This window comes from Streptomyces sp. NPDC006235 (assembly GCF_040613735.1).
Classification (GTDB): Bacteria; Actinomycetota; Actinomycetes; order Streptomycetales; family Streptomycetaceae; genus Streptomyces.
The window spans coordinates 9,114-31,345 of sequence record NZ_JBEXSR010000032.1; the positions used below are offsets into that span (position 1 = coordinate 9,114).

A 22,232-nucleotide genomic window follows, 5' to 3' on the forward strand; every position below is an offset into this window, starting at 1 on the left:
CGCGGGCGGGGGGGGGGGGCTGGGGGGGGGGGTGGGGGGGGGGGGGGGGGTGACGGGGCTCCGCCCCTTCGACCCCGCCGGGGGCTCCGCCCCCTGGACCCCCGGGACCTATGCCCACCCACCGCCCGAAGCGGTCGGACAGGAAGCTGGGCTCGCGTTCCCTCAGGCCCTGATGATGGCCAGTGCCTCGTCCCTCACCCTGGTCATCGTCTCCTGGTCCCTCGCCTCCGCGTTCAGGCGGAGCAGTGGCTCCGTGTTGGAGGGGCGGACGTTGAACCACCAGTCGGTGGCGGAGACGGTGAGGCCGTCCAGCTCGTCGAGGGTGACGCCCTCGCGGTTCTCGTACGCGGAGCGGATCGCGGCGAGCCGGGCTGCCTGGTCGGTGACCGTGGAGTTGATCTCGCCGGAGCCGGCGTAGCGGTCGTACTGGGCGACGAGGGCGGAGAGGGTGCCCGACTGGCCGCCGAGGGCCGCCAGGACGTGGAGGGCGGCCAGCATGCCCGTGTCGGCGTTCCAGAAGTCGCGGAAGTAGTAGTGCGCCGAGTGCTCGCCGCCGAAGATCGCGCCCGAGCGCGCCATTTCCGCCTTGATGAAGGAGTGGCCGACGCGGGTGCGGACCGGGGTGCCGCCGTTCTCCACGACGACCTCGGGGACTGACCAGGACGTGATCAGGTTGTGGATGATCGTGCCCTTGCCGCCGTGCCTGGCCAGTTCGCGGGAGGCCACCAGGGCGGTGATCGCCGACGGGGAGACCGGCTCGCCGCGCTCGTCGACGACGAAGCAGCGGTCGGCGTCCCCATCGAAGGCGAGACCCAGGTCGGCGCCCTCCTCCCGGACCCGCTTCTGAAGGTCGACGAGGTTGGCCGGGTCGAGAGGGTTGGCCTCGTGGTTCGGGAACGTGCCGTCGAGTTCGAAGTACATCGGGACCAGCGTCAGGGGCAGGCCGGTGAAGACCTCGGGGACCGTGTGGCCGCCCATGCCGTTGCCCGCGTCGACGACGACCTTCAGGGGGCGGATGGAGGTCAGGTCGACCAGGGAGCGCAGGTGCGCCGCGTAGTCCGACAACGTGTCGCGGCCGGTGATGGTTCCGGGCGTCGCGGCGGGCTCGGGGGCGCCCGACTCGCTCCAGCGCTCGACCAGTTCGCGGATCTCGGCGAGGCCGGTGTCCTGGCCGACCGGGGCGGCTCCCATGCGGCACATCTTGATGCCGTTGTACTGGGCCGGGTTGTGGGAGGCGGTGAACATGGCGCCCGGCAGGTTCAGCGCGCCCGAGGCGTAGTAGAGCTGGTCCGTGGAGCACAGGCCGATCTCGGTCACGTCGGCGCCCAGCGCCGCCGCCCCGCGCGCGAAGGCCCGCGACAGGCCCGGTGAGGAGGGCCGCATGTCGTGCCCGGTCGCGATGGCGCTCGCGCCGGTGACCCGCACGAAGGCCGCTCCGAAGAGTTCGGCCAGGGACTCGTCCCACTGGTCGGGGACGACCCCGCGTACGTCGTACGCCTTGACGACCTGCGACAGATCAGCAGCCACGGCCAACCTTCCTGAAAAAGTACTGTCGGTCCGCCCAAACTACCCCCGGCCACTGACAGCGCGCTGGGCGGACGCGAAGAGGACCCCAGCCGTAACCTCAGGTCAGGGCAGCATCCAGTCCAGGACGGGCGTGCTCTGGCCGACCACGATCAAACACATCACCAGCAACAGGCCGAGGCTCCACGGCAGTACCTTGCGCAGCAGGTCGCCCTCGCGGCCCGCGAGTCCGACGGCCGCGCAGGCGATGGTGAGGTTCTGCGGGGAGATCATCTTGCCGAGGACGCCGCCGGAGCTGTTGGCGGCGGCCAGCAGGTCGGGCGACAGTCCCGACTCGCGGGCGGCGGTCACCTGGAGGGCGCCGAAGAGGGCGTTGGCCGAGGTGTCCGACCCGGACACGGCGACTCCGAACCAGCCGAGGACGGGCGAGAGAAAGGCGAGCCCGGCTCCCGCCGCCGCCACGAAGTGGCCGATGGTCGCCGCCTGCCCGGAGAGGTTCATGACGTACGCCAGCGCCAGTACGGACGTCACCGTCAGGATCGCGAAGCGCAGTTCGCGGACGGTCGCGAGCCACTCCTTCACCGCCACGCGCGCGTGCACGCCGATGACAGCGGCCGTGCAGATGCCGGCGAGCAGCACGAGCGTGCCGCCCGTCGACACGATCGGCCAGGTGAAGACGTTGCCGCCGACCGGTTCTCCGTCGGAGCCGAGCACGTTCAGAAAGGGCCAGTCGTAGGTCTGGGTGGCCTGGTCCAGCCGGTCCTTGACGGCCGGGAGCTGGGCGACGGAGAAGATCAGGACGATCAGCGCGTAGGGGGCGTACGCGCGCAGGACCTCGCGGGGCGGGTCCTCCTCGTCCAGTTCCTCGCTGCGTACGCCGGTCAGCACCGAGGCGCGGACGGACTCGGCGGCGGGCACGCGCGCGTGCGGTACGGCGGCCAGGGCGCCCGCGCCGGCCAGGGCGGCGCCGATGTCGGCGAGTTGGGCGGAGACGTAGTTGGAGGCGGCGAACTGGGCGACGGCGAAGGCGACTCCGCAGGCGAGGGCGGGCACCCAGGTCTCGCGCAGGCCGCGCTTGCCGTCCACGAGCCAGACCAGCACGAGGGGCACCACGAGGGCCAGCAGCGGCGTCTGACGGCCCACCACGGACGCCACCGAGTCCAGCGGCAGCCCGGTGACCTGGGCGAGCGTGACGACCGGTGTGCCCATCGCGCCGAAGGCCACGGGCGCGGTGTTGGCGACCAGGGCGACGACGGCCGCGCGCACGGGTTCGAAGCCGAGGGCGACCAGCATGACCGCGCTGATCGCGACGGGCGCCCCGAAGCCGGCGAGCGCCTCCAGCAGCGCCCCGAAGCAGAAGGCGATGACGAGCGCCTGGATGCGGGGGTCGTCGGAGAGCCGCCCGAAGGACCGGCGCAGGATGTCGAAGTGCCGGGTGCGGACGGTCATCCGGTACACCCACAGGGCGTTGACGACGATCCACAGGATGGGGAAGAGGCCGAAGACGGCGCCCTGGGCGGCACTGGAGAGCGTCTGCCCCAGGGGCATGCCGTAGGCGAGCCGGGCGACGAGTACGGCGGCTAGGAGGCCGGTCAGGCCGGCCAGGTGCGCCTTCATGCGGACGCCGCCGAGCAGGACCAGGACGAGCATGAGGGGCAGGGCCGCCACGAGGGCGGACAGGCCCAGGGAGCCGGCGACGGGTTCCAGTTCCTGGACGTACACGGGCGCCTCCCGGCTTCCGTCATGCGAAAGCGATTTCTCGCGACCTCAAAACGGAATGGTCATGTCCGCGCCAAGCCCGCGTCAATGGGTGTGCGCGGGAAGGGAGGAACCGGGGGTGCGGTCAGTTGTCGGGGGACCGGAGGACCCGCAGGTGCCCTCGCCGGGCGACCTCCATCGGGTCGGCCGAGCGTCCGCCACCACCGGCCCCGGCCGCCCGCCCCTGGGGGCGGGCCGCCTCGCGCACGGCATTGGCAAGCGCTTCCAGGTCGTCGCCGCTGGGGCGCGCCGGGGCCGAGCCGTCGAGGAGCCGGACGACCTCCCAGCCACGCGGGGCGGTGAGGCGCTCGGAGTGCTCGGCGCACAGGTCGTAGCAGTGGGGTTCGGCGTAGGTGGCGAGCGGGCCGAGGACCGCGGTCGAGTCGGCGTAGACGTACGTCAGCGTCGCGACGGCGGGACGGCCGCAGGCGGTGCGCGAACAGCGACGTACAGGGCTCACGACGTTGGACGGTACCGCACTCTTGAGCGGGCCGCGACGACTCTCCACCAGGTCACTCCCCCGTGTCGTGCTGTGAAACGCCCCACACCCCCCTTCGGGCACACCCTGCTGACCTGCCCGGACAGTGTCGTCCGGGGTGTCGAACGACTCCTCAAGCGGTCAAGAGTCGTCACAAAACCCTCAATTGCCGTGAGGTCGCCGGTCTCGGCGGGATACGGAATTGAGCCCAACCTTGGCTGGAATGGTCATGTAACGACATGCCGTACCGGGCGGCCGGAAGCCGTCCGTACCGCTGTGCGGTGCCGGGCGCGGGGACGCGGCGGGGACTACCCTTCAGCAGTGATGGACATGCCCGTAACGCCCCGAGCCGCCGCCCCCGGGCCCCGCCGCCGTGATCGCCACGGCCGCGGCATGCGCGGCCCGATCGCACCGCCGCAGGTGCCGCTCGCCGCCAGCCGCGCGGACGCGTTCGCCGATCTGGTGCAGGACTCCGTGGAGCGCCTGGAGCGTCGCTGGCCGCAGCTCGCCGACATCGATTTCCTGGTGCTGGAGGTGCCGCGGCTCGACGGGCCCGGCCAGGCCTGGAACGACGAGGCGGTCCCGCTGGGCGGCACGATCAGCGCCCGTGAGGGCCGCCCCGCGCGCGTGGTGGTCTACCGGCGGCCGGTCGAGATCCGTACCAAGGGCCGCGACGAGCGGGCGGCACTGGTGCACGAGGTCGTCGTCGAGCAGGTCGCCGAGCTGCTGGGGCTGACCCCGGAGACGGTCGATCCGCGGTACGGCGAGGACCAGGGCTGAAACGGCCGGCTGCGGTCAGGGCTGCTTCGGCAGCACCGACCGCAGCGGTCAGGGCTACTTCTGCAGCACCGAAAGGTCCTCGTCCGCCTCCGGGACCGCGACCGTCCCCCGGTCGTCGGGGAGCGTCTGCACGGTGAAGCCGGGCACGCCGCCCTCCGTCGCCGCCAGGGTGCGGGCGCCGTAGACCGGGCCGCCGGACTTCGGCTCCACCGTGAGCGCGTACGTGCCCTTCAGGCCGCTGGGGACCGGGGGCTCGATGTCCTGGGTGGTGCCGGCCTTGATCGTGTACGTCTTCGACACCGGCGTGCCGCCCTCGCTGCCCGCCGAGGCGGTGACCTCGACCGTGGCGGCGCGGTCGGGGGCGGTCAGGGAGAGCGTGCTGCCCTTGGCGCTGTTGTCCGCGGACGTCGCGCGCGTGCCGACGGGGCGGGTGGCCGGGATGAAGGCCGTCTCCTGCTTGTCGCCCTTGCCGCGCACGACCCGCAGGGCCGCCACGAGGGGCACGGACCGGTCCGTCGGCGTCAGCACCAGGGAGCCCGCCTCGCCGCGCGTCACGTCGCCCAGGTCGACGGCGGTGGTCATACCGCCCTTGACGTGCACCGTCTCGTGTCCGGCCGGGGTGATCAGCCCGGAGGGGGAGGCGAGGCGCACCTTGAGGTCCGCGTCGGCGTCGCCCGGGGTGAAGGCGACCAGGCGCACGGAGGTGGCGTCCTTGGGGATGCCGGGCAGGACCAGGCTGCCCGACGGGTCCGTGGATGCGGTCAGCCAGTCGCCGCCTAGCTTGTCGTCCAGGGCCTGCACGGCGGCGCCCACCCGACCGCTGCGGACGTTGACGTGCACGGTGAGGTTGGTCTGCTGCTCGTCGGTGAGAGTGGACAGCAGGACCGGGTCGCTGGAGTGCGGCTGGACGGTGATGCCCTCCCCCACCGTGGACTTGAGGGTGCCGTCCTTGCCGTAGAGCTCGATGTCGACCACGGCGGCCGAGTCGTCGGGGTTCGTCAGATGGACGTAGTCGGTGCGGTCGGGCGCGGTGCTGGCGCCGGGGAACCAGAAACTGGTGTCCGGGGCCGTGCAGTTGACGCCCTGAAGGCCGCGGCCGGTGCCCGCGGCGACCTCCGTCGTCTCCTGGACCGTCCAGCCGGGCGCGAACCTGCCGTCCGCGGTCCCGACCAGCGCGGGCGCTTCGGCGCCCGAGGTGTCCCCGGTGACCGGCTTGCCGGGCTCCTTGGGGGTCAGCACCGGCTTGTTGTTCTTCCGCTCGCCGGTCTTCCCGCCGGCCTTGCCCTGGTCGCCGCCCGCGCCGTCCTTCGACTCCTGGGCGGCCGCCCGGAGTTCGGCCTTGCCGTCGCTCCCGGTGCCCTTCGTGACGGGTGTGAAGGAGGTGTACGACGTCTCCGCGATGTCGGACATGCTGGGCGCGGGGCACAGCAGGCTCGTGCGTTCCACGGGCAGTTGGGCGGCCGCCTTGGCGGTGGTGTCCGCGCCCGGGGTGTCCGGGGCGGACAGCGCGGCGAAGCCGGTGACGGCGGCGAGCGCGGTCGCGCCGGCGATCAGGGACAGGGTCGTGCGGTTCACTGCTGGCTCCCGTCGGGACGCTCACTGCCCGTGCCGTGGGGGTGGTGCTGCTGCGCCGGGTCGTACGGCGTGCCGTAGCCCTGGGGGTAGGCCTGGTCGTAGCCCTGCTGGTCGTGGCCCTGTTGGTCGTACGACGGGTTCTGGGGCTGGCCGCCGTAGGCGTACGGGTCGTACTGGCCGCCCTGGTAGGGATCCGCCGGGTACTGCTGTCCGTACGCGTCCGCCGGGTACTGGGCGCCCTGGTACTGGTCGCCGTAGTTCGCGTACTCGCCGCTCTGGTAGCCGGCGTTGTCCCACTGCCCCTGGTTCTGCTGGGGCAGGGGCGCCGGGGGCTGCTCGGGCTGCGGGGGCGGGAACTCCCCGGGCTGCGCCGCCCCTTCGGCCTCGGCCTCCGCCTGGGCGCGCAGGCGGCGGGCCCGGCGGCCCTCGCCCGCGACCGGCTGGGCCGGGACGACCGGCTCCTCGGGCAGGTCGTCGTCGACGTCGCGGCGTCGGCCGGGCAGGGCCAGCACGACGAGGACGACGGCGAGGAGGCCCTGTGCCCACAGCCACGCGGTGTGGCCGACGGAGTCGTCGTAGGTGACGTCCAGCCTGCCGCCGGTGGCGGGGAGCTTGAAGCCCTGGGCCCAGCCGTCGACCGTGGTGCGGGTGAGCGGCTTGCCGTCGAGCGTGGCGGTCCAGCCGTCGGAGGCGGTGTCGGCCAGGCGCAGCACGCGTCCGTCGGGGCCGGCCGGGATCGTGGTGTGGATGTCGACGGGCCCGGCGGCGACGGTCTGCGGGGTGCCGGAGCCGGAGGCGGGGACGATGGTGGCGCGCGCGACGTCCTGGTCGATCTGCCACAGCGCGCCGCTGTCCTGCTGGCTGAGCCGGGTCAGGCCGGGCGTGGTGTCCAGGACGCGGGTGACGTCGCGGGGGGCGCCCCGGTGGACGAGGACGTAGCGCACGGCGAAGCCGCCGAGCTGGTCGGCCTGGTCGGCGCCGGAGCCGGCGACGAGGTTGGCGACGACCTTGTCGAGCCTGCTGTTCTCGCCGTCGGCCGCGGCGATCTCGCCGTCGCCGAGGCGGGCGCCGGAGCCGCGCACCAGCATGTATCCGACGCGGGAGGCGGAGTCGCTGTCGAGGACGAGGGTGCGGGCCTGGTCGCTGCCGCCGCTCTCCTCTGCGACGAACGCGGGGACCTGGGTCGGGTCGCGCCGCTCCAGGGGGCCGTCGGCGCCGCGGATCATCCAGCCCGCGGCGACGAGCAGGGGGCCCGCGGCCGAGGCGAAGGCGATCAGCACGGCGACGGGCTGGCGCCAGCCGAAGCTCTGCTCGGCCACGCGCGCGCGGGCTCCGTCGGCGCCGAGCGCGGCGGCCGCCAGGAGGGCGATGCCGTAGACGAGCGTCGCGGGGCCGGACCAGGTGGAGCTGTTGGACAGGACCGCGAAGACGAAGCCGGTCAGGGCGGCCGTCCAGGCCGTCCAGATGCCCAGCCGGCGTTCCGAGCGGAGCAGGGCGGCGAGCGCGGCCAGGACGATGCCGATCAGCATGAGGCCGCTGACGGTGCCGGGGCCGCCCGGGCTGGCGCCGAGCAGGTCGAGGGGAGAGGCAGCCGACGGGCCGTACTCCAGACCGGCTTCCTGGAAGAAGCCGAAGGGCAGCAGCGACAGCGACCAGGGCGCGAGGACCAGCAGGGGTGTGCCGAGCTGGGCGAGGAACCGCAGCCCGTACGCCGTGATGTCGGTCCGGCGCAGGACCAGCAGCCCGGCGCCGAGGAGCAGCGCGATGGGCCACACGATCGGGGTGAACGCGGTGGTGATGGTCAGCAGCAGCGCGTACGCCCAGGTGGCGCGCCAACTGCCACGCGCCCCCGACGGGTTCGCCAGGCCGCTGGCGGCGATGCCCGCGCGGGCGATGAGCGGCAGCAGGACGGCGAGGACGGCGGTGCCGATCCGGCCGCCGGCGAGGGCGCCGGTGGCGGCGGGCAGGAAGGCGTAGACGACGGCCGCCCACGCGCGCAGCAGCCGGGACTCGACCAGCGGACGGGAGGCGAAGTAGGCGGTGACGCCGGCGAGCGGCACGGAGCAGACGAGCAGCAGCGTGACGGCGAGGCCGGTCGAGCCGAACAGCAGGGACGCCAGCATCGCCACGAGCGCGAGGTACGGCGGTGCGGAGGAGGTGCCGCCGGCGGCGACGGGATGCCAGGCGTCCAGGTAGCGCGCCCACAGGTCGGAGGAGTCGGCCGGGGCGGGCAGCAGGGCGCCGCCCGTGAGCGCGCCGCCGCCGAGGAGTTCGCGGCAGGCGGCCAGGGAGACCACCAGCAGGACCAGGAAGAGCACCGGGCCGGGCTTGCGCGCGATGCGCTTGAGCCGGGCGAACTGCTCGATCTCCAGGAAGTCGGCGTCGTCGCCGCCGGGGCCGGACTCGACGGCGCCGCCGTGCCGTCCGGCGCCGGAGGCGACCTCCGGGTCGGAGCGGCCCACGAGGTTGCTCGCGAGCTGCTCGACGGTCATGCGGACGGTGGCGCCGGGCGGCGGGAACAGCGGCCGCAGTTCGTCCTTGTCGACCCCGGAGGCGCCTCTGCCGCGCCGCCCGGCGAGGATCCGCTCGGGCCTGAGGAGCGTGCCCATGAGACCGCGGATCTCGTCGACGGCCTGTCCCGGGACCTTGCCGACGAGGTACGCGACGGTCCGCAGCAGCGTGCCGATCACGATCCGCAGCAGCACCCAGGGCAGGACGGCCGCACGCGCGTTGACGAGCAGGGTGTAGACGGCGCCGGCCTTGTCGACCTTGTGGGGGGAGGCAGCCGTGCGGCCCACGCAGTCGACCGTGCGGCGCTCGCGGGAGGCCGCCTCGGCGTGCCGGACGACGGCCTCGGGGGCGACCAGGACGCGGTAGCCGGCCGCGTGTGCGCGCCAGCACAGGTCGACGTCGTCGCGCATGAGGGGCAGGTGGCGGTCGAAGCCGCCGAGCTGTTCGAAGACGTCGCGGCGGATCAGCATGCCGGCGGTGGACACCGACAGCACGGGCCGGACGTGGTCGTGCTGGCCCTGGTCCTGCTCGCGGCGGTCCAGGCCGGTCCAGCGGCGGCCGGAGTTGGCGATGCTGACGCCGACCTCCAGCAGCTGCCGCCGGTCGTACCAGCCGCGGAGCTTGGGGCCGACGACGGCGACGTCCTCGCGGCCCAGCTCGTACTCGTTGTCCACGACGCGCAGCAGCTGGGCCAGGGCGTCGGGCTCCGGGGCACAGTCGTCGTGCAGCAGCCACAGCCACTGGACCGGCTCTCCGTGCGGCAGCTCGGGCAGGTCGTAGGCGTCGTCGCGCCAGGAGCGGGTGACCGGGTCCCAGCCGCTGGGCCGCTTCAGGTACGGCAGCTCCTCCGGGGTGAGGTGCGGGGCCGTGCGGTCGCACTCCTCGACGGCCTGGCCGAAGCCGGTGCGGCGGGCGAGGTGCAGCACGCGGTCGGCGCCGAGGGCGTCGGTGACCAGCTGGGCGGAGTCGTCCGCGCTGCCGGTGTCGGCGCCCATCGCGTACTGCACGGGTCGCTCCTGGCCGAGCAGCCCGGCGAGCGCGTCGGGCAGCCAGCGGGCGCCGTCGTGGGAGACGAGGACCGCGGTCACCACATGACGCGGGAACTCAGGTGTGGCAGCGCTGTCGTGATGAGCTGCCGGGTGGCTGTGCACGGACATCGAGGTACGGGCCCCGGTTCGGTGGACTGCGGTGGACGCCTGCGGCCGGTGGGGGCAGCGGGGCGTCTCGGACGAGCGACCACACTATCGGCTGTGCAACAAGGGGGCCCGCCGCCTGTGGATAACCCACTTGCGACGGGCCGTTCGAACCGGGCGTACGGATCGGGATGACGTCAGACCGCGGCCTTCTTCAGCCGGCGGCGCTCCCGCTCGGACAGGCCGCCCCAGATGCCGAATCGCTCGTCGTTGGCGAGGGCGTACTCGAGGCACTCGGAGCGGACCTCACAGGCGAGGCAGACCTTCTTGGCCTCCCGGGTCGAGCCGCCCTTCTCGGGGAAGAAGGACTCGGGGTCGGTCTGGGCGCACAGTGCGCGCTCCTGCCAGCCGAGTTCCTCGTCCGCGTCGTCGACCAGCAGTTGCTGCACCGTCTCGGTCATGTGCGCCCCTCGTCTGTCTTTCGCGTCCCCGTGATCTAGCCGTTACCGATTCCGGCTGAACGACACGAGTGAAATTACAAGTGTGCTGCTCCGGGCGAGTCAAGCCGAGATCTGCTATTGAGCCCCTTATTCACTCTGCGGAACCAAGCCCAAGCGGAAAGTGTTCAAATCACCATAAAACCTGACACACCGACGGAGCCCGCAGGGGCTCACGCCGTCCGCCGGACCCCTTGCAGACCTGTACGAAGAAGGACGCCCAGAGGTTCGATCTCGTTCCGACACGCACCTCGAAGCGAAACGGATCACAGTCGGATCACGAGTACGCAACGGGGTTTCGTGCGCCCGGTTGGACGCCATGTGTCCCGGGCGGGCCCTGAACAAACCTTTCATCTGAGTGAACGACCGGATGAGGTGAACCACATCCCACATGACGGGTGCCGAGTTGACAGTGAAGGTGTGAACCGGTGTCCTTGTGGGCATGCTCGCGAACTCGGCACTCACCTCGACCCGCACCGCCGGGTCTCACGGTGCTGCCCGCGCTCGCTGTCGCTGTTGTTGTTCCAGCTGTTGAGCTCCACCTGCTCCAGCTGAAGGCCGAGCCACCCGTCTCTCGGCTCTGTTCCCTCTGACCTTCTTTCACTGAGGAACCACCACACCCATGAACAGCGACAGCGACCTCCAGATCGCCGGCGACCTCCTCGAGGTCCCGCATCTGCTCCAGACCCCGCGCGAGCACCCGGCCACCGTCGCCGAGTTCGTCGGACTCGCCCGCTCCATCGCCGCCGACCGCTCCCAGTGGGAGCACCTCGTCCATTACGACGCGACCAGCCGCTGGTACCACCGGCTGCGCACCGGGCCGGGCTACGAGGTGTGGCTCCTGTCCTGGGTGCCCGGACAGGGCAGTGGGCTGCACGACCACGGCCGCTCCTCCGGTGTGCTGACCGTGCTGGACGGCACGCTGACCGAGCGCACGGAGCGGGGCACACGCGCGTTGCGGGCAGGCGCGCAGCGCGTTTTCGCGCCGGGGTACGTGCACGAAGTCGTCAACGACGCACTGGAGCCGGCGGTCAGCCTGCACGTCTACTACCCGGGCCTGACGGAGATGCCGATGCACACGGCCCAGCACTGCGAGGCCTGGAGCGTACCGGGGGCCGTGGCCGCCTGACCGACGGCGCGACGTGCCCGCCTGGCCGATGGCGGGGCGGTCCGCCTGACCGATGGCGGGACGGGCCCGACCGGTTGGCGTGACGGTCTGACCGGTTGAGGTAGTCGCCGACCGGTTGTCACAGGCGCCTGCAAGACTGGCTTCCATGCGCATTGTGGTTCTGGCAGGCGGCATCGGTGGTGCCCGGTTCCTGCGTGGTCTGAAGCGTGCCGTGCCGGACGCGGACATCACGGTCATCGGCAACACCGGGGACGACATCCACCTCTTCGGGCTGAAGGTCTGCCCGGACCTCGACACGGTGATGTACACGCTCGGCGGCGGCATCAACGAGGAGCAGGGCTGGGGGCGTGCCGACGAGACCTTCCACCTCAAGGAGGAGCTCGCGGCGTACGGCGTCGGGCCCGAGTGGTTCGGCCTCGGCGACCGGGACTTCGCCACGCACATCGTGCGGACGCAGATGATCGGCGCCGGGTATCCGCTGAGCGCGGTGACCCAGGCGCTGTGCGACCGCTGGGAGCCGGGCGTGCGGCTGATCCCGATGTCCGACGACCGCGTGGAGACCCACGTGGCCGTGGAGATCGACGGCGAGCGCAAGGCGATCCACTTCCAGGAGTACTGGGTGCGGCTGCGCGCCTCGGTGCCCGCGGAGGCGATCGTGCCGGTCGGTGCCGACCAGGCCAAGCCCGCGCCGGGGGTGCTGGAGGCGATCGCCGAGGCGGACGTGATCCTCTTCCCGCCGTCCAACCCGGTCGTCTCGATCGGCACGATCCTGGCCGTGCCCGGCATCCGGGAGGCCATCGCCGACGCCGGGGTGCCGGTGGTCGGCCTGTCCCCCATCGTCGGTGACGCGCCCGTGCGGGGCATGGCCGACAAGGTGCTCGCCGCCGTGGGCGTCGAGTCGACCGCCCCGGCGGTGGCCGAACACTACGGCTCGGGCCTGCTGGACGGCTGGCTCGTCGACACGGTGGACGCCGGCGCGGTGGAGCGGGTCGAGGCGGCCGGGATCCGCTGCCGGGCCGTGCCGCTGATGATGACCGACGTCGACGCGACCGCGCAGATGGCGCGGGAGGCCCTGGCACTGGCGGAGGAGGTGCGGGCAGCTTGAGCGGCGAGGTCCCGGAGAACCGGCAGGGGGCCGACGGGTACCGGGTGTGGGCCCTGGGCGGGATGCCCGAGGTCGCGGCCGGGGACGATCTGGCCAAGCTGATCGCGGCCGCCGAGCCCGGTCTGGCCGACGGCGATGTCCTGCTGGTCACGTCGAAGGTCGTGTCCAAGGCGGAGGGCCGGGCGGTCCGGGCGACGGATCGGGAGGCGGCCATCGACGCCGAGACGGTCCGCGTGGTCGCCCGGCGCGGCAGCCTCCGGATCGTCGAGAACCGGCAGGGCCTCGTCATGGCCGCGGCCGGGGTCGACGCGTCCAACACCCCGTCCGGGACGGTGCTGTTGCTGCCCGAGGACCCGGACGCCTCCGCCCGCGCGATCCGCGACGGGCTGCGCGACATCCTCGGCGTCGATGTCGGTGTCCTGGTCACCGACACGTTCGGGCGGCCCTGGCGCGCGGGGCTGACGGACGTCGCGATCGGTGCCGCCGGGGTGCGCGTACTGGACGATCTGCGCGGCGGCACGGACGCACACGGCAACCCGCTCAGCGCCACCGTCGTTGCCACGGCCGACGAACTCGCCGCGGCCGGCGACCTGGTCAAGGGCAAGGCGGCCGGGCTCCCCGTCGCCGTGGTGCGCGGCCTGCCGCACGTCTTGGCGCCGGGCGACGCAGAGGGAGCGCGGGCCATGGTGCGCGACGCGCGCGACGACATGTTCCGGCTCGGTACGTCGGAGGCGGTACGGCTGGCGGTGACCCAGCGGCGCACGGTCCGGGCCTTCACGGACGAGCCCGTCGACCCCGGCGCGGTACGGCGGGCGGTGGCCGCGGCGGTGACGGCGCCGGCCCCGCACCACACCACCCCCTGGCGCTTCGTGCTGCTGGAGTCCGAGGAGTCGCGGACGCGGCTGCTCGACGCCATGCGCGACGCGTGGATCGCGGACCTGCGGCGGGACGGCAAGACGGAGGAGTCCATCGCCAAGCGGGTCCGGCGCGGGGACGTCCTGCGGAACGCGCCGTACCTCGTCGTCCCGTGTCTGGTCATGGACGGCTCGCACACCTACGGCGACGCGCGGCGCGACGGGGCCGAGCGGGAGATGTTCGTGGTCGCCACGGGCGCCGGCGTGCAGAACTTCCTGGTCGCGCTGGCCGGGGAGCGGCTGGGCTCGGCGTGGGTGTCCTCGACGATGTTCTGCCGGGACGTGGTGCGCGAGGTGCTGGGGCTGCCGGACGACTGGGACCCGATGGGCGCGGTGGCGGTCGGGCATCCGGCGGAGGAACCGCGTCCGCGGCCGGAGCGGGACGCGGGGGCCTTCATCGAGGTGCGGTGACCTGCGCCGGCCGGCACCTACGCTCGTAGGGCTCCTCTCGCTTCGCTTTCCCCGGGACTTCACTCATGGCAGGACGGTTCGCTCCCCGGCCCACGCGTACCACTGTGCGCGGCGGGCATGTCGGCGTGGCCGGGGGCGTGCCGCGGCAGGCGGCGGAGCCGGGGCGCGTGCGCGACTGGGTGCCGGACGGGCCGCTGGATCTGGGGCTGGTGCTCGGGCCGCTGCGACGCGGGCCGGGTGATCCGACGTTCCGGGCGATGCCGGACGGGTCCGTGTGGCGGGCCTGTCGTACCCCCGCCGGGCCCGGGACGCTACGGGTGTGCGCGTACGGCGGTGGGGTGCGCGGCCAGGCCTGGGGGCCCGGGGCGGAGTGGCTGCTGGACCGGTTGCCGGAGCTGCTCGGCGCCGCCGACGACCCGTCCGTGTTCGTGCCCCGGCACCGGCTGGTGGCACTGGCCCGGCATCGACGGCCGGGGCTCAGGCTGACGCGGAGCGGGCTGGTGATGGAGTCGCTGATTCCGTCGATTCTGGAGCAGAAGGTCACGACCGATGAGGCGTATCGGGCGTGGCGGTTGCTGGTGCGGAAGTTCGGGGAGCCGGCGCCGGGGCCAGCGCCCGGGCGGATGTGCGTGATGCCGGGGCCTCGGGAGTGGGCGTTGATCCCGTCGTGGGAGTGGCATCGGGCCGGAGTCGACAACAAGCGGGCATCGACGATTCTGCGTGCGGTGCGGGTGGCCGGGCGGTTGGAGGAGGCGGCCGGGATGGAGCCGGGGGCGGCTCGCGCGCGGCTGGAAGTCGTACCGGGGGTCGGGCCGTGGACGTCGGCGGAGACGGTGCAGCGCAGTCATGGGGCGCCGGATGAGGTGACCGTGGGGGATCTGCATCTGCCGCGGATCGTGGGGTGGGCGTTGGCCGGGGACCGGGATGCGGATGACTCCGTGATGCTGGAGTTGCTTGAGCCGTATGCGGGGCAGCGGCATCGGGCGGCTCGGTTGATTTTGTTGAGTGGGGTGGTGCCGGGGCGGAGGGCGCCGAAGATGCCGCGGTGGGATATCGGGGGGTTGTGAGCTGCGCCGGGTTTCCGGTGCTGCGGCGTTGGTGCTGAGGGCGGGTGGGTCCGCAGCCCGGCGTAGCGGGGTGCGCCCACCCGTGCCGCCCTGGGGGTACCTCCCAGGCCCTTAAGGCACTGGGGGAGGCACGACTGCCCGCAGCTCAGCCCCCCGGCATAGGCGTTACTGGTCCGAGGAGAAGCGGACCGCTCCTGCTGGGATTTGGGCGTCGCACCAGATGCGGGCGCCGTCGCGGAGTTCGTTGTCGGGGCCGATGACCGCGCCGTCGCCTATGACCGTGCCGGTGAGGACGGAGCGTTCGCCGACGCGGGCCCGGGTGCCTATGAGGGAGTCGGTGATGACCGCGCCGGGCTCGATCACGGCGCCCGGGAGGATCGTGCTGCCGAAGACGCGGGCGCCCTCCGCGACGAACGCGCCCTCGCCGACCACCGTGCCGCCGGACAGCTTCGCGTCGGCCGCGACCGTCGCCGTCGGCAGGACCAGGCGGTCGCCGCAGCGGCCGGGGACCGCCGGGGACGGGGCCCGGCCCAGGACCAGGTCCGCCGAGCCCCGGACGAACGCCGCCGGGGTGCCCAGGTCCAGCCAGTACGTCGAGTCGACCATGCCCTGGAGGTGGGCCCCGGCCGTCAACAGGTCCGGAAACGTCTCGCGCTCCACCGACACCGGCCGGCCCCGCGGGATCGTGTCGATGACCGAGCGGCGGAAGACGTACGCCCCCGCGTTGATCTGGTCGGTGACGATCTCCTCGGGCGTCTGCGGCTTCTCCAGGAACGCCAGGACCCTGCCCGTGTCGTCCGTGGGGACGAGACCGTAGGCGCGTGGGTCCGTGACCTTGGTGAGGTGCAGGGAGATGTCCGCGCCCGTGGTCTCGTGGGTGTCGACCAGGGCCCGGATGTCGAGGCCCGTCAGGATGTCGCCGTTGAAGATCAGCACCGGGTCGTCGGGTCCGGAGTGCAGCCGGGAGGCGACGTTGCGGATGGCGCCGCCCGTGCCGAGGGGCTCCTCCTCCGTCACGTACTCCAGGTGGAGCCCCAGCGCGGAGCCGTCACCGAAGTACGGCTCGAAGACCTCGGCCAGATAGGACGTGGCCAGGACGATGTGCTCGACGCCCGCCGCTCTCGCTCTCGCCAGCTGGTGCGTGAGGAACGGCACCCCGGCCGCCGGCACCATGGGCTTGGGTGTGTGCACCGTGAGCGGGCGCAGCCGGGTGCCCTTGCCGCCGACCAGGAGGATCGCTTCTGTCACGTGTCGTCTCTGCTTCCTGCCGGGACCGGCCGAACTGTCTTTCGGCCGGTCAGTGTATGCAGACCGTTCCGTGGCGCCTTCCCTGGCCGTGCGGCATTCCGCCCCGATGCCCTGCAATGAACGTGTGTCTCAGCGGCCCTGGTACCGGGCCGCTGTGGAGCGGGCCGAGCCGAGCTTCTTGTAGAGCTTCCGCCCCGGGCACTCCGTGATGAAGCCGTCCCGGTGACCGGAGATCACGTTCAGTCGTACCTTCTTGCCCTTCCGATGGAGATTGCTGCCCCCCGACTTCAGGTAGGTCTTGCCCCGCGGATTCACCCGGTACAGGCCCAGCTTCCACGCCGTGAGCCGGGCGACGGCCCGGACGGAGGCGGACGACGGGTTCTTGGCGCCGTACGACCCGAGGACGGCGATCCCCATGGTCTTGCTGTTGAAACCAAGGGTGTGCGCGCCGAGGACGGGCTTGGCCACGCCACCGGCACGGCCCTCGTAGATCTTTCCGCACTTGTCGATGAGGAAGTTGTAGCCGATGTCCCGCCAGCCCATGCTCTTGACGTGGTAGCGGTAGATACTGCGGATGAGTGACGGGGACTGCGAGCAGCGGTAGTTGTTGCCGCTGGCCGTGTGGTGCACGAAAGCCGCCTTGACCTTCTTCGTGTACCGGAAACCCCGCTCCCGCAGCCCCTCGTCCGCGCCCCAGCCGCGCCGCGTGACGATGCGCGGGCGCGGGCCGACGTACGGTTTCGCCCGCTGCTGCTGCTCCGTCAGCTCGCCGGCGTTGAGGGATGCCTGCTCGGTCTCCGCGCGGTTCAGTGCCGGGATCTCGGTGGCGCCGAGCGGGGCCAGGTCGGCGTTGACGGCGGAGGCTTCCGTGGCGGCGGAGTTCTCACCGGCGAGGCCGACGGTGCGGCGGCCGTCCGCGGAGGCGTCGGGCGGTGGGGCGTCATCGCCCGGGTCGACCAGTTCGAGGCGGAGGCCGGAGGGGAGCGGGGGCGCGGCGGGCAGGTTACGGGTGTCCGTGCCGTGGTGCGCGGAGTCGGCTTCCGCGCTCTCGGGTTCGGAGCGGACGCGGAGTTCCACGCCGTCGGAGTCGCCGACCCACAGCGGTGCCGTGGCGCCGCGGACGCGGCCGGAGGTTCTCTCGGGTGTGTCGGGGTCGGCCGCGTGGTCGCCGTTGTGCGTCTCGACGTCCTGCCAGCCCGACCAGGTGCCGGTGCCGGCGGCGCGGGTACGGACCTGGACGCGGCCGTGCAGTTCGGCTTCGGGGTCGTCCCAGACGACGCCGACCAGGGAGAAGTGGCGTACGGCACGGCGGGTCAGGCCCTGGTCGGGACCGCCGGGAGTGGTGGGGGTGGCGCGGTTGCGGGTGAGGGATTCGAGGGGGAGGGACTGGGTGCTTCCGGGGGCGTACGGTTCGGCCGCGCGCCGGCTGGTGAGGGTCGTGTCCGGTGTCCCCGCGTGGGGCGCGGGTCTCGCTGCCGTGGCGGCTTCCGTGGTCGGCACCGGTCTCGCCGTCGCCGCGACGGCGGGCGGAGTGAGCGGGAGGGCCAGAGCGGCCGCACAGGTGACACCGATCGAAGAAGCAAGAAGTCCACGCATGCTCCCGAGCTTGGACATAGCCCTATGAGTCTGTCCATTTGGGACTTGACGGACCGTTGGCCGGGGTTCGGCCGAACCGGTGGCGGATTCACGGCGGGCGGTGGCCGGGCCATTGGGCGCAGGCTTGGCCGCCGCGTACGCTTGCGCGGGTGAACGCCACCGATCGCACCCCTGCCGACCTGCTGAATTCCGCGCTCGCAGCGGATCCGGGACGCCCCCTGGTGACCTTCTACGACGACGCCACGGGCGAACGTGTCGAACTGTCCGTGGCCACCTTCGCCAATTGGGTGGCCAAGACCGCCAACCTCCTCCAGGACGAGCTGTCCGTCGAGCCCGGGGACCGCGTGGCGCTGTTGCTGCCCGCGCACTGGCAGACGGCGGTGTGGCTGCTGGCGTGTTCGTCGGTGGGAGTCGTCGCGGACGTCGCGGGGGATGCGCGAGCGGCCGATGTCGTGGTGAGCGGGCCGGACGGGCTGGAGGCGGCGCGGGCGTGTTCCGGGGCGCGGATCGCGATGGCGCTGCGGCCGCTCGGGGGACGGTTTCCGCAGGTGCCCGAGGGGTTCGTCGACTACGCGGTGGAGGTGCCGGGGCAGGGGGACCGGTTCGTTCCGTATGCGCCGGTGGATCCGGACGGACCCGCGCTGATCGTGGCGGGGCGGGAGTTCAGCGGGGCTGAGGTGGTCGAGCGGGCTCGGGCGGAGGCGGCGGGGCTGGGGCTGACCGGGCCGGGGTCGCGGATTCTGTCGGGGTTGCCGTACGACACGTGGGAGGGGTTGAACGCGGGGTTGTACGGGCCGTTGGCCACGGGGGGGTCCGTGGTGTTGTGCCGGCATCTGGAGCGGGCGGGGGACGGGGCGCTGGACAAGCGGGTCGAGAGTGAGCGGGTTACGGCTATTGCCCGGTAGGGACTGTTTGACGGGTGCTCGGCGTCGGTACTGGGGGCGGGGTGTTGCGCAGCCCGGCGGTGCGGGGTGCCGCTGCGCCCACCCGTGCCGCCCTTGGCGGCACGATTGCCCGCAGCTGGGACGGCTGCGACTGCCCGCAGTTCAGCGGGAACCGCTTCTCCCCCGTTCAGCCCACCCCCACCCCACCCCCGACCCCCATCCACGCCACAGTCGTAGGAGCAGTGCGCGCGCACGTTCGTACGTCGTGAGGGGTGGTCTCTGTCGTGGGCGACACCGGAAGGCTCGGGCCGAGCGCGGGGGCGTCCGCCTGTGGGCCGGGGCTGGTGCGGCGGCGTCGGCGGCGGTGGGTGCGGATCGGGGCGTTCGGGGTCGCGGGTGTCGTCATCGCAGCAGGCGGGGCCGGATGGGCCGTGTACGCGAAGCTCAGCGGGAACATCACGCCCGACGAGGCCGCCGCCGCGGAGCTCGCGCGGTACGAGAAGGAGCGGCCCACCTCGCTGGTCAAGGACGCGCGGAACATCCTGCTGATCGGCTCCGACTCGCGCGAGGGTGACGACAACGCGCGCTACGGGCGCGACTCCGGGACCGAGCGGTCGGACACCACGATCCTGCTGCACCTGTCGGCGGGCCGGAGCAGTGCCACCGCCGTCTCCCTGCCCCGGGACCTGATGGTGAACGTGCCGGGCTGCCGGCGCCCGGACGGGTCGCGCAGCGCGCCGCGGTTCACCATGTTCAACCAGGCGTTCCAGGTGGGCGGTTCGGCCTGCACCATCCGGACCGTCGAGAAGCTCACCGACATCCGCGTGGACAACCACGTCGTCGTCGACTTCCACGGGTTCAAGGAGATGGTCGACGCGGTCGACGGCGTGGAGGTGTGCCTGCGGGAGCCGATCGACGACCGGGCGGCCAAGCTGCGGCTCCCCGCCGGACGGGTGACCCTCGACGGCGAGCAGGCGCTCGGCTACGTCCGCGTCCGCAAGACGCTCGGTGACGGCAGTGACACGGAACGGATGGAGCGGCAGCAACGGTTCCTCGGGGCACTCGTCAACAAGGTGCGCAGCAATGACGTCCTGCTGAATCCGGCGAAGCTGTATCCGGTGCTGGACGCCGCCACGTCCTCTCTCACAACGGACCCTGATCTGGCCAGCCTTCGCGGTTTGTACGAACTCGTGCGCGGGCTGCGCGACATCCCCATGGAACGTGTGCAATTCCTGACCGTTCCACGGGAGTCGTACGTGTACGACGCCAATCGCGACCAACTCGTGGAGCCCGAGGCTCAGAGGCTGTTCGAGCGGCTGCGTACGGACACACCTGTGGTGGTGGCCGGGAATGTGCCACGCGGTTCCGCCCCGCCGAGGCCTGCCGATTCGCGTGGCGGGTCGTACGGGGATTCGCATCCGGGGCCGTTTACCGGGCCCGCCGTCACCGTTTCTCCTCCACCGACGTTCCGGGGGAACACGGCAGCCGAGGACACCTGTGAGTAAAGCGGGCACCAAGGCACTCCAAGGCAATGGACTCTTCACCCGAGAAATGGGCGAATTGCCCAGGTGTAGGGACGTGGAATTTGTCACCGTCGTCGTTCGGCACTGAACTTGGCGGTTAGTGTGAGCGATCCGGTGCGCCCGGCTCTGAGGACGGTCCTGAGGTCGCGCACTGTGTGACAGAGACCCGGGTGCCTTGGAGGGGGAGGCGCCGCGTGCCCCGACGGAGGAAACAGACAACCGTGGACGCGCAAGGCCGTGGGCGGGCGGACGATATCGATCCCGCAGACCAGTGGGTGCTCAATCCGAACACCGGCGAATACGAACTGCGACTGCCCCCTTCCCCACCGCAGTCGGGCGTCCCCAGCCCTCGCCGGCCGCCGGCCTCCGACGGGACCTCGCCGGTGCGCGGCCGCAGGGGGGCCGGCGGTCGCACGGATGCCGGCAGTCGCGCGGATGGCAGTCGCACGGAAGGCAGTCGCACGGCTGCGCCCGGCCGCCCGCGGCCCGAGACGCCCGGCCGTGGGGCCCCGCCGCGCAGGCGCCGCGGGGCGCCGGAGGAGCCGCTGCCGGGGCGGCGCGGACGGCGGCCCGCCAAGAAGGCCTCGAAGGGCAAGAAGGTCCTGCTGTGGACCGGCGGCACGATGGCGTTCGTGCTGGTCGCGGGTGCGGGTGCCGCCTACTTCTACATCGAGCACCTGAACGGCAACATCGCGTCCGTCTCCGACGACGGCGCGAGCACCGGTGGCTTCCAGAAGGACAAGGCCATCAACATCCTGCTGATCGGCACGGACAAGCGCACCGGCAAGGGCAACGAGAGCTACGGCGACTCGGGCAGTGTCGGGCACGCCGACACCACGATCCTGCTGCACGTCTCCAAGGACCGCTCCAACGCGACCGCCCTCAGCATCCCGCGTGACCTGATCGTCGACGTCCCGGACTGCCCGACCACGCAGGAGGACGGGACGCAGAAGGTCATCCCCGGCACGCAGAAGGTCCGCTTCAACACCAGCCTCGGCCAGGACGGCCGCACCCCCAGCTGCACCATGCGGACCGTGACCGAGCTGACCGGGGTCAAGCCGGACAACTTCATGGTGGCCGACTTCAACGCGGTCAAGACGCTGACCAGCGCGGTCGGCGGGGTCGAGGTCTGTCTGGGCAAGGACATCGACGACCCGGACTCGCACCTGAAACTGTCCAAGGGCACGCACACCATCGAGGGCGAGCAGGCGCTGGCGTTCGTGCGGACCCGGCATGCCGTCGGCTTCGGCGGCGACCTGAGCCGGATCGGGCTCCAGCAGCAGTTCCTGAGCGCGCTGATGCGCAAGCTGAAGTCCAACGACACGCTCACCAGCCCCTCCAAGATGCTCGACCTGGCCGAGGCGGGCACCAAGGCCCTGACCGTCGACTCGCAGCTGGACAGCATCGGCAAGCTGAAGGACCTCGGTCTGGAGCTGGGCAAGCTCAACACGAAGAACCTGACGTTCACCACGACCCCGGTGATCGACAACCCGACGGAGAAGGTCAAGAGCACGGTCGTGCTGAACGAGTCGACGGCCCCGCAGGTCTTCGACATGATCAAGAACGACGTCTCCTTCACCGCGGTCAAGGACAAGAAGAAGAAGGAGGCGGCCGCGGTGGCCGCCCGCCTGAAGGGCAGCAAGGCCCCCGCCTCCGACGTCCGGGTGCGGATCCTCAACGGCGGCGCCGACCCCGGCAGCGCCCAGGAGACGCTCAGCTGGCTCCAGGTCGAGGAGGGCGTGACCAAGTCGGAGAACGCCGGCAACGCGCCCGCGGAGCTGGCCAAGACGACGCTCGAGTACGCCCCCGACCAGGCCGACCAGGCCCGCCGCCTCGCCGACATCATGGGGCTGTCCGGGTCGGCGATGAAGCCGGGCGAGAGCGTGGAGAACGCCCAGGGGCTGCCGGCGATGACGCTGACCCTGGGCAAGGACTTCAAGGGTGCGGGCGCTTCCCTCACCGCTCCGTCGAAGGCGCCGGAGGGTGTTCAGAAGTCCACGGCGGACAAGGTCGAGTGCGCCGAGTGACCTGACGGGCCCGCCGCACGTCTCACAGGGCGTACGGCAGGCCTTGTCCGGTGACACGGGGGTGGGAAGAGC

At 72.3% G+C, this 22,232-nt stretch carries 16 protein-coding genes; 8 read left to right on the forward strand and 8 right to left on the reverse strand.

The features are described 5' to 3' along the window. Positions 1-162: 162 nt before the first annotated feature. The 3 genes from ABZ192_RS29880 to ABZ192_RS29890 all read right to left on the reverse strand — a co-directional run bounded on the left by ABZ192_RS29880 (position 163) and on the right by ABZ192_RS29890 (position 3,790). Positions 163-1,527 (reverse strand): phosphomannomutase/phosphoglucomutase, encoded by a 1,365-nt coding sequence (locus ABZ192_RS29880; protein ID WP_356927588.1) that lies wholly within the window; start codon positions 1,525-1,527, stop codon positions 163-165. 102 nt (positions 1,528-1,629) lie between these two features. Further along, complete coding sequence (locus ABZ192_RS29885) at positions 1,630-3,246, reverse strand: L-lactate permease (RefSeq protein WP_356927589.1); 1,617 nt, start codon at positions 3,244-3,246, stop codon at positions 1,630-1,632. 121 nt (positions 3,247-3,367) lie between these two features. Then, the gene (locus ABZ192_RS29890) at positions 3,368-3,790 is read right to left on the reverse strand and encodes a DUF3499 domain-containing protein (protein ID WP_356927590.1); all 423 of its coding nucleotides are present in this window, start codon (positions 3,788-3,790) and stop codon (positions 3,368-3,370) included. 294 nt (positions 3,791-4,084) lie between these two features. Here ABZ192_RS29890 and ABZ192_RS29895 point away from each other — a divergent pair, with 294 nt between their 5' ends. Continuing rightward, complete coding sequence (locus tag ABZ192_RS29895; RefSeq protein WP_356927591.1) at positions 4,085-4,540, forward strand: metallopeptidase family protein; 456 nt, start codon at positions 4,085-4,087, stop codon at positions 4,538-4,540. A gap of 54 nt (positions 4,541-4,594) precedes the next feature. On the opposite strand, the gene ABZ192_RS29900 is transcribed toward ABZ192_RS29895, so the two are convergent. From ABZ192_RS29900 to ABZ192_RS29910, 3 genes are all read right to left on the reverse strand, one after another. Beyond that, positions 4,595-6,115 (reverse strand): DUF5719 family protein, encoded by a 1,521-nt coding sequence (locus tag ABZ192_RS29900; protein WP_356927592.1) that lies wholly within the window; start codon positions 6,113-6,115, stop codon positions 4,595-4,597. Then, positions 6,112-9,783: a glycosyltransferase family 2 protein gene (locus ABZ192_RS29905; protein ID WP_356927593.1), complete on the reverse strand. Its 3,672-nt coding sequence runs from the start codon at positions 9,781-9,783 to the stop codon at positions 6,112-6,114. The genes ABZ192_RS29900 and ABZ192_RS29905 overlap by 4 nt, the downstream gene beginning before the upstream one ends. A gap of 173 nt (positions 9,784-9,956) precedes the next feature. Then, entirely contained in the window at positions 9,957-10,220 is a 264-nt protein-coding gene (locus tag ABZ192_RS29910; protein ID WP_010034659.1) for a WhiB family transcriptional regulator, read from the reverse strand. 658 nt (positions 10,221-10,878) lie between these two features. On the opposite strand from ABZ192_RS29910, the gene ABZ192_RS29915 reads away from it, so the two are divergent. The 4 genes from ABZ192_RS29915 to ABZ192_RS29930 all read left to right on the forward strand — a co-directional run bounded on the left by ABZ192_RS29915 (position 10,879) and on the right by ABZ192_RS29930 (position 14,882). After that, on the forward strand, positions 10,879-11,385 hold the full coding sequence (locus tag ABZ192_RS29915) for a cysteine dioxygenase family protein (protein WP_356927594.1): 507 nt from the start codon (positions 10,879-10,881) through the stop codon (positions 11,383-11,385). 145 nt (positions 11,386-11,530) lie between these two features. After that, positions 11,531-12,490, forward strand: coding sequence for a 2-phospho-L-lactate transferase (gene cofD, locus ABZ192_RS29920; RefSeq protein WP_356927595.1), 960 nt, complete (start codon positions 11,531-11,533; stop codon positions 12,488-12,490). Beyond that, the gene (locus ABZ192_RS29925) at positions 12,487-13,815 is read left to right on the forward strand and encodes a coenzyme F420-0:L-glutamate ligase (protein ID WP_356927596.1); all 1,329 of its coding nucleotides are present in this window, start codon (positions 12,487-12,489) and stop codon (positions 13,813-13,815) included. Before cofD ends, ABZ192_RS29925 begins: the two co-directional genes overlap by 4 nt. A gap of 65 nt (positions 13,816-13,880) precedes the next feature. Beyond that, positions 13,881-14,882: a DNA-3-methyladenine glycosylase 2 family protein gene (locus ABZ192_RS29930; protein ID WP_356927597.1), complete on the forward strand. Its 1,002-nt coding sequence runs from the start codon at positions 13,881-13,883 to the stop codon at positions 14,880-14,882. 165 nt (positions 14,883-15,047) lie between these two features. On the opposite strand, the gene ABZ192_RS29935 is transcribed toward ABZ192_RS29930, so the two are convergent. Both ABZ192_RS29935 and ABZ192_RS29940 read right to left on the reverse strand, forming a co-directional pair. After that, on the reverse strand, positions 15,048-16,130 hold the full coding sequence (locus tag ABZ192_RS29935) for an NDP-sugar synthase (protein WP_356927598.1): 1,083 nt from the start codon (positions 16,128-16,130) through the stop codon (positions 15,048-15,050). A gap of 129 nt (positions 16,131-16,259) precedes the next feature. Continuing rightward, on the reverse strand, positions 16,260-17,726 hold the full coding sequence (locus ABZ192_RS29940) for a peptidoglycan recognition protein (protein WP_356927599.1): 1,467 nt from the start codon (positions 17,724-17,726) through the stop codon (positions 16,260-16,262). A 149-nt stretch (positions 17,727-17,875) separates the two neighbouring features. Between ABZ192_RS29940 and ABZ192_RS29945 the strand changes: the two genes are divergently transcribed. The 3 genes from ABZ192_RS29945 to ABZ192_RS29955 all read left to right on the forward strand — a co-directional run bounded on the left by ABZ192_RS29945 (position 17,876) and on the right by ABZ192_RS29955 (position 22,160). Then, a complete protein-coding gene (locus ABZ192_RS29945; protein WP_356927600.1) occupies positions 17,876-18,631 on the forward strand; it encodes a TIGR03089 family protein in 756 nt (251 codons plus the stop codon). Between the two features lie 263 nt (positions 18,632-18,894). Further along, a complete protein-coding gene (locus ABZ192_RS29950) occupies positions 18,895-20,115 on the forward strand; it encodes an LCP family protein (protein WP_356927601.1) in 1,221 nt (406 codons plus the stop codon). Positions 20,116-20,354: 239 nt separating this feature from the next. Further along, complete coding sequence (locus tag ABZ192_RS29955; protein ID WP_356927602.1) at positions 20,355-22,160, forward strand: LCP family protein; 1,806 nt, start codon at positions 20,355-20,357, stop codon at positions 22,158-22,160. The last annotated feature ends 72 nt before the right edge of the window (positions 22,161-22,232 follow it).